Below are 13,084 nucleotides of genomic sequence, written 5' to 3'. Positions count from 1 at the left end.
TTCGCATGAGTCCCTGGGGAGGGAGCACGTGCCCACCAACGAGCAGCGACGCGCGGCAGCCAAGCGCAAGCTTGAGCGTCAGATGGTCTACCGCCAGGAGCGGGCCAAGAAGCGTCGCATCATCGCCGTCGTGTCGACGGTCGTCGTTGTTGCGCTCGTCGGAGGTGGCGTGTGGTTCCTCGCGACTAACGACGTATTCGGCAATGGCGACGCCGCCGCGTCGGAGACTCCCACCCAGGAGTCGGTGGACAAGGCGGAGAACATTCCCACCGCGCTGCACCAGATCCCGAAGCGCCCGGCCGCGCTCCCGGAAAAAGTGAACTGTGAATACACGAAGGGCCAGGAGCCGGCGGCCAAGGAGAACACGCCGCCCGCGAACGGCGAGCAGTCCGCCACCGGCACGGTCGGCGTCACGCTCGGCACCTCGATCGGTGACCTGAAGTTCAACCTGGACCGCGCGCTCGCGCCGTGCACGGTGAACAACTTCGTGAACCTCGCCAAGCAGAAGTACTTCGACGGCACCACGTGCCACCGCCTCGTCGTCACCGGCATCCAGGTCCTGCAGTGCGGCGACCCCGGCGGCAACGGCATGGGCGGCCCGGGCTACTCGTTCAAGGACGAGGTCTACCCGGAGCTCACCTACGGCCGCGGCGTGCTCGCCATGGCGAACTCGGGCCCGGACACCAACGGCTCGCAGTTCTTCATCGTCTACGGCGACGGCGCGAACCTGCAGGCGAAGTACTCGATCTTCGGCACGGTCGACGAGGAGTCGCTGAAGAAGATCGACGAGGTCGCGAAGACCGGCACGATCTCGCAGCAGCCCGGCCAGGGCGACGGCAAGCCCAAGACCCCGGTCGACATCAAGTCGGCACTGGTCGCGAGCTAGCCCTCACCGCTCAGCGAAACGGCCCCGGAGCGCTCGCTCCGGGGCCGTTCTGCGTGCTTGGGCCGGAATTACGAGGCTGACGTCACGCGGTACACGTCGTAGACGCCCTCAACGCTCCGCACAGCCTTCAGAACGTGGCCGAGGTGCTTCGGGTCGCCCATCTCGAACGAGAACCGGCTGACGGCCACCCTGTCGCGTGTCGTCGTCACCGACGCCGACAGGATGTTGACGCGCTCGTCGGCCAGCACCTTCGTGACGTCCGAGAGCAACCGGTGCCGATCGAGCGCCTCGACCTGGATGGCGACCAGGAAGACGCTGGAGGCCGACGGCGCCCACTCGACGTCGAGGAGACGTTCCGGCGACTTCAGCAGCTCGTCCGCGTTCGTGCAGTCGGTGCGGTGCACGGACACGCCGCCGCCCCGAGTCACGAAGCCGAGGATGTCGTCGCCCGGCACCGGGGTGCAGCAGCGGGCGAGCTTCACCCACACGTCGCCGGCGTCCTTGACGATCACGCCCGCGTCGCCGGTGGGGCGGCGCCGGGTGACCGTGGACGGGGTGGCGCGGTCGGCCAGTTCCTCCTCGGCGTGATCGACACCGCCGAGCTGGGCGACGAGCCGTTGCACGACGTGGCGGGCCGAGGTGTGACCCTCGCCGACCGCCGCGTACAGCGCGCTCATGTCCGTGTGGTGCAGTTCCTTGGCGAGGGCCTGCATCGAGTCGACGCTGACCAGGCGCTGGATCGGAAGCCCGACGCGCCGGACCTCCTTGGTGATCGCGTCCTTGCCCTGCTCGATCGCCTCTTCCTTGCGCTCCTTGGCGAACCACTGCTTGATCTTCGCCTTGGCGCGCGGGGACGCCACGAAGCTCAGCCAGTCGCGGGACGGGCCCGCACCCTCCGCCTTGGAGGTGAAGATCTCGACGACCTCGCCGTTCTCGAGCTTGCGCTCCAGAGCGACCAGGCGACCGTTCACGCGGGCGCCGATGCAGCGGTGACCCACCTCGGTGTGCACGGAGTAGGCGAAGTCGACGGGCGTGGACCCCGTCGGCAGCGTCTCCACGTCACCCTTGGGGGTGAACACGAAGATCTCGCGCGCGGCGAGGTCCCAGCGCAGGCCCTCCAGGAACTCACCGGGGTCCGCGGCTTCCCGCTGCCAGTCGAGGAGCTGGCGCATCCACGCCATCTCGTCGATCTCGACGGACTTGCCGTTGTGCGTGCCCTTGGTCTCCTTGTAGCGCCAGTGCGCCGCGATGCCGTACTCGGCCCGCTGGTGCATCTCGGAGGTGCGGATCTGCACCTCGAGCGGCTTGCCGTCGGGACCGATCACGGTCGTGTGCAGCGACTGGTACACGCCGAACCGCGGCTGCGCGATGTAGTCCTTGAACCGGCCCGGCATGGGCTGCCAGGCGGCGTGGACGACACCCATGGCGGCGTAGCAGTCCCGCACCTCGTCCACGAGGATCCGGACGCCCACGAGGTCGTGGATGTCGTCGAAGTCCCGGCCGCGGACGATCATCTTCTGGTTGATCGAGTAGTAGTGCTTCGGCCTGCCCTCGACCTTGGCGACGATCCGCGCGGTCTCGAGCTGCGAGTTCAGCTCCTGGACGACGGTGCGCAGGTACGTGTCGCGACTCGGCGCGCGCTTCGCGACCAGGCGGACGATCTCGTCGTACTTCTTGGGCTGCAGGATCGCGAACGCGAGGTCCTCCAGCTCCCACTTGACCGTCGCCATGCCCAGGCGGTGAGCGAGCGGCGCGAGCACTTCGAGCGTTTCGCGGGCCTTGCGGGCCTGCTTCTCCGGCGGCAGGAACCGCATGGTGCGCATGTTGTGCAGCCGGTCGGCGAGCTTGATGACCAGGACACGAGGGTCCTTCGCCATCGCGATGACCATCTTGCGGATGGTCTCGGCCTCGGCCGCCGCCCCCAGCTTGACCTTGTCGAGCTTCGTGACGCCGTCGACCAGCCGGGCGACTTCCTCGCCGAAGTCTTCCTTGAGCTGGTTGAGCGAGTAGTCGGTGTCTTCCACGGTGTCGTGCAGCAGCGCGGCCACCAGCGTCGTGGTGTCCATGCCCAGCTCGGCGAGGATCGTCGCCACGGCGAGCGGGTGGGTGATGTACGGGTCGCCGGACTTGCGGCGCTGCGGGCGGTGCTTCTCCTCGGCAACGTCATATGCGTGCTGCAGAAGCGCCAGATCGGCCTTGGGATGGAGGTCGTAGTGCGCGGCGGCGAGAGGTTCGAGGACCTGCTTCACCGGGGCCGCACGTTGGGCGGTGATGCGCCGCGCAAGGCGGGCGCGCACACGCCGGGTCGCCGACGGTTGAACAACCGTCGCAGCGGGTTCGGTGTCTTGACTCAACCCCACGCTCCTCGGGTCTCGCGAGTACCGAGGATAACGCGTTTACGATGCGGAAACTTCCGATGACGCGTTGAGCGGCACAGCTCACACGGTGAACGCGATCCGAATTATGGCTGGGCCGATCAGGCGACACGCCTCAGACACGCCCCCTACATGCCTCAGCCGTGGGGCCCGCCGCTCACGCAGAGCACCTGCCCGGTGACGTAGTCGACGGCCTAGACCTGCGCCTGCGCGACGAACGCACGCCAGGCGGAGAGCGAGAAGGCCAGGACGGCGCCGCCCGAGGTCTTCGAGTCCCGCACGAGAGCAGCCTGGCGCAGGGACACCTCGACACAAGTTCCGCTGTCCGTGCTGCCGCTGTAGGTGCTCTTACGCCAGCTCCGGTCGAGCGTCATGGAGGTCCTCTCGCAGTCCGCTGACGTAGTCCGTCAGCATGCTCCGCGATTGTCCCTCATCCAACGCAAGGGCATCCAGCCACTTGAAGAACTCCCGGCTACTCGCGATGGCTTTGCCGTCGTGCGCGAACAGCTGTGCCACATCGGTCTCGCTGTAGGCGACCGGCACCATCTTCTCGAAGCTGAACAGCCTCCGTGCCGACCTCATCGCGATGGCAATGCCCGCCGACATCGGCAAGATACGGAGGCTGTGGGACTGGAAAAGCAGGCGCAGATACTGCTCTTCCATGATCTGGGCGCTGCCCACGCGCATTCGCAACGCGAGCTCGTGCACGTAGAACGTGCACTCCGGCCGATTCGGGCGCCTCATGATCGACTGCCGGTCGATGCGGAGCTGGACGTACTTCTCGATGTTCTCCGGGGCTTCGTTGCCACCCTCGGTGAGTAGTGCCCGTGCGTACTCAGGGGTCTGGGCGAGTCCCGGCATGGTCAGACCGTCGAAACTGGTGATCTTCGTCGCCTGCGCCTCCGCCATGGCGAGCGTGCGCAGGTTGTCGGGCACGACCAGCACGTATGGGTCGAAGGCGTAGCGGTAGCGGTCTCGGAAGGCCTCGAAGTAGTTGCTGTCTCGGCCGCACGTCATCAGGTACTGAACTAGGTCGATCTCGCTCGCTCGGGCTTTGCCGTTTTCGATGTTGGAGACCTTGCTCGGGTCCCAGCCGAGTTGTTCGGCGAAGCCGAAGCCCGTCAGCCTGGTGTGTTTCTCGCGCAGGCGGCGCAGTTCGTCGCCCAGGTCGCGGCTGTAGGCGGTGGAGGTGATCGCAGTCATTCGTCCGACGGTAGGCATTGACCCTCCTCCACGAACCTGCTCATTCGGGTGAAAACGGTTGCTCGCGCGCGGGTGTCGTCAGGCGACTTCGCGGTGGCCGGAGTGGGTGTTGGTTCTGGGTGTCCGGGTGGGATCGAGCCAGGCGGGTGGGGTGAACGTCGGGGTGCCATCGAGGAGCCTTACCTCCCATTCGCTTTGGTGGATCAGGGTGTGGTGGTGGCGGCACAGCAGGGCCGCGTTCTCGACTGAGGTGCCGCCGCCCTCGGACCAGAATCTGATGTGGTGGGCGTCGCAGTGCTTGGGCGGGCGGTCGCAGCCGGGGAAGGAACAGCCCTGGTCTCTGGCGACCAGGAGGCGGCGGATCGAGGCCGGGAAGGTGCGGGTCTTGCGGCCGATGTCGACGTGCTCGGACCGGCCGCCCAGCACCACCGGGATGACGCCGGCGTTGCAGGCCAGGCGGCGGACCAGCTTGGCCTGCACGCGCTCGCGGGTGTCCAGGGTGGCGAAGCCGGTCTGCTCGGCCAGGTCGCGGTAGGCCATCGTCAGGGTCAGCGTGACCGGCTCGCCGCCGTGCTCGGGGAGGCGGTCGGCACGCAGCATGAGGTCGATCAGGTCGGCGAAGGCGTCGCCCTCGCGTTCGGCACGGGAGCGGGGGTCCTGGCCTTCTTCCGGGGTGGTCGGACGGGGCTTGGCCAGCGGGTCGATCATCGCTTCGAACTTGGCGCCGGCGATCTTGTCCAGCTTCGCCGACACCTCCAGCTGGTCGCCTTTCCACTCCATCCGCAGCCGGTTGACGGGCGGCGCCGGTTCGGCCTCGCTCGGCTCCGCGTCCTGCTGATAGAGCCGGTACGCCAGCTCTTTGCCGAACGAGCGCACCGCGCTGGGTTCGTGGGACTGGGCGAACTCGACCACGGGCCCCTCGGCGTCGGGCGGCAGGTCCTTCATCACCTCGGCCACCGCCGAGATGTGCTCCCCGGAGAGCGCGCCCTCCGCCACCACGGCAGCGGTGACCGGCAACTCCGGCTCCACCAGCGAGCCGGACAGCGTGAGCTGAGGAGCCAGCACTTCGGCGCGGGCGACCCACTGACGCGCGGTCTTCAAGTCCCATCGCACGGCATGACGCAACACGTGCGCCACATTCCTGTACCCCAGCTCAGTCGCCGCTCCACGCCGCTCCAGTTCGGCGATCTTCTGCATCATCACATTCTCAAGAACGCGAATTTCCACCACGTCTCCGACGACTGCGGCAAGCAGTTCGTCAGTAGACAGAAGGCAGAAGTCTCGTTCGCTCATGCGTTCGACACTACCGCAAGATCACAAGATAAAGGCACGTCAGGCACTACACGTTCGGGTGAACGATCTAGCCAATGGCCATAGGTTCCGTTAGTGCGCATCTCTCTAGACGCAACGCAACCACTAGCAACCACGCACGCACGAAAACGCGAAATACGCACAACAACCACGCCCCGCGACCACCGACGAAAACGGACCACAGAAATGCGGTCCGGCACACGCCCGACGAAGGAGGGCATGTGCCGGTTCGGCGCAGCCGTGCACGCCTGGAACACTCGGCACGGTGAGGACTCTGATCTGGTGCGCCGCGATGACGTTCGTGTGGCTGGGCACGATGGCGTACCTCGCCCTGGACGACCCGAGCTACATCGACCAGCGGTCGATCATCGGCTCGGCAGTCGGCTGGACGGTCGCGACCACAGTGAGCTGGCTGGTCCTGCGCCGCGCGAAGACCCCGAAACTGTGGGAGATCGCGGTCGTGACGGCACCGGCGTCGCTGGTGACGCTGGTCTTCGTCAGCATCGGCGCCGCCTTCGTGGCCCCACCGCCCATCGCCTGAGACCGTCCGGCTGAGAAACTGGGCCCATGCACTCGCACCGCCCGATCTGGCACTGCCTGGCGTTCGCAGGCATCTGGTACGCCGCGATCGTCCTGCTCAACCTGCTCACCAACGGCGGCAGCGAGGCACTCCGCACGGCGATGCTCGGGGTCGTCCCGTGGCTCGGCGCCTCCGTGGCCCTGACGCGGGTCGGGCACGGCAACATGAAGGCCTGGCGCCTGATCCTGCTGGGGCTGCCGATCTTCTACTTCCTGTGGGCGATCACCGTCGTGGTCGCTTCCCGGTTCATCACCGCACCAGTCACGGGCTGACACGCAAAAGGGACCGGCGACAAGCGTCACCGGTCCCCTGAGCGCGAAAAGTCCTCTACACAGCCATCAGAGCGCTGACCTCGCGGCCCGCGAGCCGGGAGCGGCCGCCCAGAGCGGTGATCTCCAGAACCACGGACACACCCGTCACGATGCCGCCGGCCCGTTCGACCAGCGTGCACGCGGCCTCAGCGGTGCCACCAGTGGCCAGAACGTCGTCGACGACCACAACACGCTGCCCGGGCTGGATCGCGCCCGCGGGCAGCTCCAGAGAAGCCGTGCCGTACTCCAGCTCGTACGACTCCGAGTCGGCGACGACGGGGAGCTTGCCCGGCTTGCGCAGCGGCACGACGCCGTAGCGCCAGCCGTACCCCAGAGCAGCACCCAGGAGGAAGCCGCGCGACTCGATGGCGGCGATCACCTGGGTGCTGTCGTCGATCTTGTCCTGAAGGGCGTCGACCACGGCGCGCAGGGCGTCCGGGTCGGTGAGAACCGGCGTGAAGTCCCGGAAGACGACCCCTGGCTTGGGGAAGTCCGGGACTTCACGCATCAGTCCCAGAGCACGATCCAATTTCAACGCTGACGCTTTCCGGTCGGACGGCGGCGGGCGTCGCCTGCCTTGGCGGTGCGGTGAGGCACCGAGGCAGCGGCGGCGTACGCCTCTTCCTTGCGCAGGTCGGCGTTGAGGGCCTCGTCGTCGACCGACTCGATGCCCTCGGCGACCTGCGGGCCCGTGGCCTTGGCGCGGCGGGCGGCCACGCGCTTGGCCTGCGCGATGTACTTCGGGTCGCGCATCTTCAGGTCCACCAGCACCGGGGTGGCGAGGAAGATCGAGGACAGGGCACCGATGAACATGCCGACGAGCTGCACGAGCGCCAGGTCCTGCAGGGTGCCGACGCCCAGGATGCCGACGCCGACGACCAGCAGGCCGATGACCGGGAGCAGCGCGATCAGCGAGGTGTTGATCGAGCGCATCAGGGTCTGGTTCAGCGCCAGGTTCGACGCCTCGGCGTACGTGCGGCGGGTCAGGCCCAGCAGGCCTCGGGTGTTCTCCTTGACCTTGTCGAACACGACGACCGTGTCGTACAGGGAGAAGCCGAGGATGGTGAGCAGACCGATCACCGTCGCGGGCGTCACCTCGAAGCCGAGGAGCGAGTACACGCCCGCGGTGATGATGACGTCGTGGAAGACGGCGACGAGCGCGCCGACGGCCATCTGCCACTCGAAGTAGAACACCAGGAAGATCGTCACCGCGACGAAGAACCAGAACAGGGCCCACAGGGCCTTGCCGCTGATCTCACCGCCCCAGGACGCGGAGACGGCACTGTCGGAGATCGCCGTCTGGCCGCCCTGCGGCTGGGTGTCCTGCGCGAGAGCCGTCTTGAGGGTCGCGACCTCGGCGATGTTCAACGCGGACGACTTGATCTGGATCGACGCGCTGGCACCGGAACCGACGGCCTGCACGGCGGTCGGCTTCTTGCCGGGCAGGGCCTTCGCGTACACGTCCTCGACGGTGGCCGTCGAGATGGTCTGGCCACTGGTCGACACGGACGGCATCGAGATCTTGGTGCCGCCCTCGAAGTCGATGCCGAAGTTGAAGCCCTTGAACACCATCGAACCGATGCAGACCAGCAGGATGATGCCCGAGACGATGTACCAGCGGGTGCGCTTGCCGACGATGTCGAACGCACCGTTGCCCACGTAGAGGCGTGAGAAGACGCTGCTCATGTCAGGCCTCCTTCACGGCGGTGGTCTTGCCGGTCGAGGTGGCGCGGTGTGCAGCACCCTCGCGGGTCGCACCGCCCAGGCCGGACAGGCTGGACTTGGACAGGAACTTGGACTTCGACGCGATCGCGACCAGCGGGTGCGTCACGAGGAACACGACCACGAGGTCGAGGACCGTCGACATGCCCAGGGTGAACGCGAAGCCCTTCACCTGGCCGACCGCGATGATGTACAGCACGGCGGCGGCGATGAAGCTGACCGCGTCGGCGGAGAGGATCGTGCGGCGCGATCGGATCCATGCGCGCGGCACGGCCGAACGGAACGTGCGGCCCTCACGCACCTCGTCCTTCAATCGTTCGAAGAAGACGATGAACGAGTCCGCCGTGATACCGATGGCGACGATGAACCCGGCGATACCGGCCAGGTCGAGCGTGAAGCCGATCAGGCGGCCCAGCAGGACGAGCACCGCGTAGATGACGACGCCGGACAGGACCAGCGACAGGATCGTCAGGACGCCCAGCAGGCGGTAGTAGAACATGCAGTAGACGAAGACCAGCGCGAGGCCGATACCGCCGGCGATCAGACCTGCCTTGAGCGACTGCAGGCCGAGCGTCGGGGAGATCGTCTGCGCCTCGGACGAGTCGAAGGACAGCGGCAGCGCGCCGTACTTCAGCGTGTTCGCGAGGTTCTGGGCTTCCTTCAGCGTGAACTTGCCGCTGATCTCGGTCGAGCCGCCCGAGATGGCCGACTGGATGGTCGGCGCGGACATGACCTCGCCGTCGAGCACGACCGCGACGGCCTGCTGGACGTTGGCCGCGGTGAACGCGCCCCACTTGGTGCCGCCGTCGGACTTGAAGTCCAGGTTGACGACGTAGCCGGTGCCGTTCGGGTTGTTGTTCGCCGCGGCGTTGCTGATGTCCTCACCGGTCAGGCGGGAGTAGTTCGTGTAGTCGTCCGCCTTGGTCTCGGTGTCCTCCTTGGGAGGGTTGACCGGGGCCAGCGTGTACTTGAACTCGCCCTTCTCGTCACAGGTGACGAGAGGCTTGTCCAGGTCGTCGTTGCCGCGCAGCGGGTCGGGCTGCGAGCAGTCGAGCATGAGCGCGGCCTGCTGCAGGATCTGCGGGTCGGTCGCCTGGCGCAGGGCCTTCGCCTCCTGGATCTCCTTCGCGACCTTCGGGTCGACGTTGGAGGGAGCGGACGGCGTGCTCGAAGGCGCACTGCTGGACGGCGCGGTGCTGTTCGACGGCGGCGTGCTGGACGGCTGCGCGGCCAGGTTCGGCGCGGGGCGGCCCTGCGGAGCACCACTCGACGGCGGCGGGCTGCCGGCGCTCTGGCTCGGCGGCGTCGACGGAGGCGTGCTCGCGCTGCCGGACGGCGGCGTGCTCGTCTGGGTCTGCGGCACGGCGCCCGCGGGCACCGGCTGGCCGATGACCTTGCGGAACGCGAGGCGAGCGGTCTGGCCGAGGCCCTTCGCGCCTTCGCTGTCCGCACCCGGGACCGTGATCACCAGGTTGTTGCCGTCTCGCACGACCTCGGCACCGGAGACGCCGAGACCGTTCACGCGGACCTCGATGAGGTCACGTGCCCGGTTGAGCGCTTCCTCGCTCGGCTGTGCGCCGTCTTCCTGCCGAGCTGTCAGGGTGACGAGGGTGCCGCCCTGGAGGTCGATTCCGAGCTTGGGTTTGGCCGAACCGTTCCCGGTGAGAAACACCAGGGCGTAGAGCGCGACCACGATGAGGACAAAACTCGCCAGATACTTCGCAGGGCGAATTTGCCCGGCCGGAGGTGCCACGATCCGTCCGTCTCCTAGTAGCTATGGTTTCCGAGCGCGCAGCGTAACGCGCGCCACGTGAGCTGGGCGTCACTACCTGGAGTTGGCGGTGTTCACAGTTGCCAACTCCAGGTGTCACGGGCCTGTTGGTTACTTCTTGGCGCCGTGGTCCAGGGGCTCGGCGACCTGTGCGGTGGTCGCGGGCACCTCTTCCTCGACGTCGTCGGTCTTGTCCTCGATCACGGCCTCGTCGGTCTCGGCGACCTTCTCGCGAATGGCGGCACGCAGCCAGCGCGTGACGACACCCTCGGAGATCTCGATGTCGATGGTGGTGTCGTGGCTCGCGTCGGCAACGGTGCCGTACAGGCCGGACGTCGTCATCACCTTGTCGCCAGGGGCGAGCGAGTCCTGCAGGTTCTTCTGCTCGGCCATCGCCCGCTTCTGCTTGCGCGCGCTGAGGAACAGCGGCACCGCCAGCAGAACCAGAAGCAACGGGAACATCAAAGACGAAAGGTTGCCCATCATTCTCCGATCAGGTGGACATGCCTTCGACGCACGTCCGATATGTCCAGGTGCTTTTACCGATTGTGCCAGGTCACCACAGTTGATCACCGGCGGGCGGCTCCAGCCCCAGGTGGTACCACGCGGCGGGCGTCGCCACTCTGCCGCGCGGTGTCCGGGCCAGCATGCCAGCCCGCACCAAATACGGTTCGCACACCTCTTCCACGGTGGTCGGTTCCTCACCGACCGCGACCGCGAGGGTCGAGACGCCGACCGGGCCGCCGTTGAAGCTCTTGACCAGGGCGTTCAACACCGCGCGGTCGAGCCGGTCGAGGCCGAGCTCGTCGACGTCGTAGACCTGCAGCGCCTGCTTCGCGATCTCCTCCGTGACCCTGCCGTCGGCCCTGACCTCGGCGAAGTCGCGGACGCGGCGCAGCAGGCGGTTCGCGATGCGGGGGGTGCCCCTGGAGCGGCCGGCGATCTCGATCGCGGCGTCCACGGCGACGTCGACGCCGAGGATCTTGGCGCTGCGCTTCACGATGAGGTCGAGCTCTTCCGCGCTGTAGAACTCCATGTGGCCGGTGAAGCCGAAGCGGTCGCGCAGCGGGCCGGTCAGCGCTCCTGACCTTGTCGTGGCTCCGACCAGCGTGAACGGCGCGATGTCGAGCGGGATGCTGGTCGCGCCGGGGCCCTTGCCGACCACGACGTCGACGCGGAAGTCCTCCATCGCGAGGTAGAGCATCTCCTCCGCCGGCCGGGCCATGCGGTGGATCTCGTCGATGAACAGGACGTCGCCCTCGACCAGGTTGGACAGCATCGCGGCCAGGTCGCCCGCGCGTTCCAGGGCCGGGCCGCTGGTGATGCGGATGGCGGAGTTGAGCTCCTTGGCGATGATCATGGCCAGCGAGGTCTTGCCCAGGCCGGGAGGGCCGCTGAGCAGGACGTGGTCCGGGGCCGTTCCCCGCCTCATCGCGCCGTGCAGGACCAGTTCGAGCTGCTCGCGCACCCGCTGCTGGCCGACGAACTCGTGCAGGTCGGCCGGGCGCAGGCTGGTCTCGAGATCGCGTTCGGCCGGTGCGACGTAGGGGCTGAGCTCGTCCTCGGTCACTTGCGCCCCAGGGTCGCGAGCGCACGGCGCAGGACGGCGGACGTGGACTGGTCCGGGTTCGCGGCGAGGACGTTGTCGACCGTGGCCTCCGCGGACTTGGCGGGGAAGCCGAGGCCGAGGAGCGCCTCCACGACGTGGTCACGCGTCTGGCTGTGCGCGGGCGTCGTGGGCGTGGGGAGCTGACCGACCTTGTCGCGCAGCTCGATGATGAGGCGTTCCGCGCCCTTCTTGCCGATGCCCGGGACCTGCGTGAGCACGGTGATGTTGCCCTCGGCGAGCGCGTGGCGGAGCTTGTCCGGCTCCAGGACCGCGAGGGTGGCCAGTGCGATGCGCGGGCCGATGCCGCTGACCGTCTGGAGCAGGCCGAACAGCTCGCGGGCCTCGGCGTCGGCGAACCCGAACAGGGTGAGGCTGTCCTCGCGGACGATCAGGGTGGTGGCGAGGCTCGCCTCCTCGCCACGGCGCAGGGTGGCGAGCGTGGTCGGCGTCATCTGGACGGCGAACCCGACGCCGCCCACCTCGACGACGGCGTGGTCGAGGCCGACGTGCTGCACCTGGCCGCGCAGTGACGAGATCACCTGTGTCCTCCGGACTTCACGCTCACGCAGGCGTCCCCTCGCGAAGGGGACCCCTTGATTTCATTCTTCCAGCCGACCCTGACAATTTCGGCGCGCACTGAAACTGAAGCCGTCATGACCCGTTCCACCGCCGTCATGACCCGCTCCGGCGGGCGGCTTCCGCCAGCTTCGCCTTGTGCACGCGGGCGAGTTCCGCCGCGCGGGCCTGCGCTTCTTCCAGCCTGTTGCGCATCGGCGCGCGCCAGTGGTGGCAGATCGCGAGGGCCAGCGCGTCCGCCGCGTCGGCCGGCTTCGGCGCGACCTTCAGGCCGAGCAGTTTGGTCACCATGGCGGTCACCTGCGCCTTGTCCGCGCGGCCCGAGCCCGTGACGGCGGCCTTCACCTCGGACGGCGTGTGGAACTCGACCGGCAGGTTTCGTTGCGCGGCAGCCAAAGCGACGACGCCCGACGCCTGCGCGACCCCCATCGCGGTGCGGACGTTGTGTTGCGCGAAGACTCGTTCGATGGCGACGACCTGTGGTTCGTAACGGTCCAGCCACACGCAGACGCCGTCGTACAGCTCATGAAGACGCACGGACAGCGGAGCGTCAACGGGCGTGCGGAGGACATCGACGGCCACGGCGCGCACGACTCGGCCTGGTCCGCCGTCGACGACGCCGAAGCCGCACCTGGTCAGACCGGGGTCGACCCCGAACACCCGCACAACAGCTCCCCGGATCGCTGAACGAACAACAGTTCGAACCATATCCGGTGCACCGATAGGGGACTTGCACCGAC

Annotated in this window: 14 protein-coding genes; 3 read left to right on the top strand and 11 right to left on the bottom strand. The window is 67.7% G+C overall.

Annotated elements, in window-relative coordinates; all coding sequences use genetic code 11:
• The first annotated feature begins 28 nt into the window (after window positions 1-28).
• On the top strand, window positions 29-886 hold the full coding sequence (locus SK854_RS32050) for a peptidylprolyl isomerase (RefSeq protein WP_319978861.1): 858 nt from the start codon (window positions 29-31) through the stop codon (window positions 884-886).
• Between the two features lie 68 nt (window positions 887-954).
• Here the strand turns inward: SK854_RS32050 and SK854_RS32045 are convergent, their stop codons facing one another.
• From SK854_RS32045 to SK854_RS32030, 4 genes are all read right to left on the bottom strand, one after another.
• Window positions 955-3,240 (bottom strand): RelA/SpoT family protein, encoded by a 2,286-nt coding sequence (locus tag SK854_RS32045; protein WP_406601852.1) that lies wholly within the window; start codon window positions 3,238-3,240, stop codon window positions 955-957.
• Between the two features lie 215 nt (window positions 3,241-3,455).
• The gene (locus SK854_RS32040) at window positions 3,456-3,635 is read right to left on the bottom strand and encodes a DUF397 domain-containing protein (protein WP_319978859.1); all 180 of its coding nucleotides are present in this window, start codon (window positions 3,633-3,635) and stop codon (window positions 3,456-3,458) included.
• Window positions 3,610-4,464: a helix-turn-helix domain-containing protein gene (locus SK854_RS32035; RefSeq protein WP_319978858.1), complete on the bottom strand. Its 855-nt coding sequence runs from the start codon at window positions 4,462-4,464 to the stop codon at window positions 3,610-3,612. Before SK854_RS32035 ends, SK854_RS32040 begins: the two co-directional genes overlap by 26 nt.
• A 78-nt stretch (window positions 4,465-4,542) precedes the next feature.
• Window positions 4,543-5,757, bottom strand: coding sequence for an HNH endonuclease signature motif containing protein (locus SK854_RS32030; RefSeq protein ID WP_319978857.1), 1,215 nt, complete (start codon window positions 5,755-5,757; stop codon window positions 4,543-4,545).
• Window positions 5,758-6,040: 283 nt separating this feature from the next.
• Between SK854_RS32030 and SK854_RS32025 the strand changes: the two genes are divergently transcribed.
• Window positions 6,041-6,316 (top strand): hypothetical protein, encoded by a 276-nt coding sequence (locus tag SK854_RS32025; RefSeq protein ID WP_319978856.1) that lies wholly within the window; start codon window positions 6,041-6,043, stop codon window positions 6,314-6,316.
• A 26-nt stretch (window positions 6,317-6,342) separates the two neighbouring features.
• On the top strand, window positions 6,343-6,627 hold the full coding sequence (locus SK854_RS32020; protein WP_319978855.1) for a hypothetical protein: 285 nt from the start codon (window positions 6,343-6,345) through the stop codon (window positions 6,625-6,627).
• Between the two features lie 55 nt (window positions 6,628-6,682).
• Here the strand turns inward: SK854_RS32020 and SK854_RS32015 are convergent, their stop codons facing one another.
• From SK854_RS32015 to ruvC, 7 genes are all read right to left on the bottom strand, one after another.
• A complete protein-coding gene (locus SK854_RS32015; protein WP_319978854.1) occupies window positions 6,683-7,174 on the bottom strand; it encodes an adenine phosphoribosyltransferase in 492 nt (163 codons plus the stop codon).
• Window positions 7,175-7,197: 23 nt separating this feature from the next.
• Window positions 7,198-8,352, bottom strand: a complete 1,155-nt coding sequence (secF, locus tag SK854_RS32010) for a protein translocase subunit SecF (RefSeq protein ID WP_319978853.1) — start codon at window positions 8,350-8,352, stop codon at window positions 7,198-7,200.
• 1 nt (window position 8,353) lies between these two features.
• Window positions 8,354-10,141: a protein translocase subunit SecD gene (secD, locus tag SK854_RS32005; RefSeq protein ID WP_319978852.1), complete on the bottom strand. Its 1,788-nt coding sequence runs from the start codon at window positions 10,139-10,141 to the stop codon at window positions 8,354-8,356.
• 129 nt (window positions 10,142-10,270) lie between these two features.
• Window positions 10,271-10,621 (bottom strand): preprotein translocase subunit YajC, encoded by a 351-nt coding sequence (gene yajC, locus SK854_RS32000; protein WP_319978851.1) that lies wholly within the window; start codon window positions 10,619-10,621, stop codon window positions 10,271-10,273.
• A gap of 94 nt (window positions 10,622-10,715) precedes the next feature.
• Window positions 10,716-11,729 carry a Holliday junction branch migration DNA helicase RuvB gene (gene ruvB, locus SK854_RS31995; protein WP_319978850.1) on the bottom strand — a complete coding sequence of 338 codons (1,014 nt, stop codon included), beginning with the start codon at window positions 11,727-11,729 and terminating at the stop codon, window positions 10,716-10,718.
• On the bottom strand, window positions 11,726-12,307 hold the full coding sequence (gene ruvA / locus SK854_RS31990; RefSeq protein WP_319978849.1) for a Holliday junction branch migration protein RuvA: 582 nt from the start codon (window positions 12,305-12,307) through the stop codon (window positions 11,726-11,728). The genes ruvB and ruvA overlap by 4 nt, the downstream gene beginning before the upstream one ends.
• A gap of 133 nt (window positions 12,308-12,440) precedes the next feature.
• Window positions 12,441-13,010: a crossover junction endodeoxyribonuclease RuvC gene (gene ruvC / locus SK854_RS31985; protein WP_266040685.1), complete on the bottom strand. Its 570-nt coding sequence runs from the start codon at window positions 13,008-13,010 to the stop codon at window positions 12,441-12,443.
• Window positions 13,011-13,084 lie beyond the last annotated feature (74 nt).

Origin of the sequence: Lentzea sokolovensis (assembly GCF_033949975.1) — a bacterium.
GTDB classification, from domain to species: Bacteria; Actinomycetota; Actinomycetes; order Mycobacteriales; family Pseudonocardiaceae; genus Lentzea; species Lentzea sokolovensis.
The sequence above is the reverse complement of the archived record's forward strand: the minus strand, read 5'-3'. Positions and strand labels throughout refer to the sequence as shown.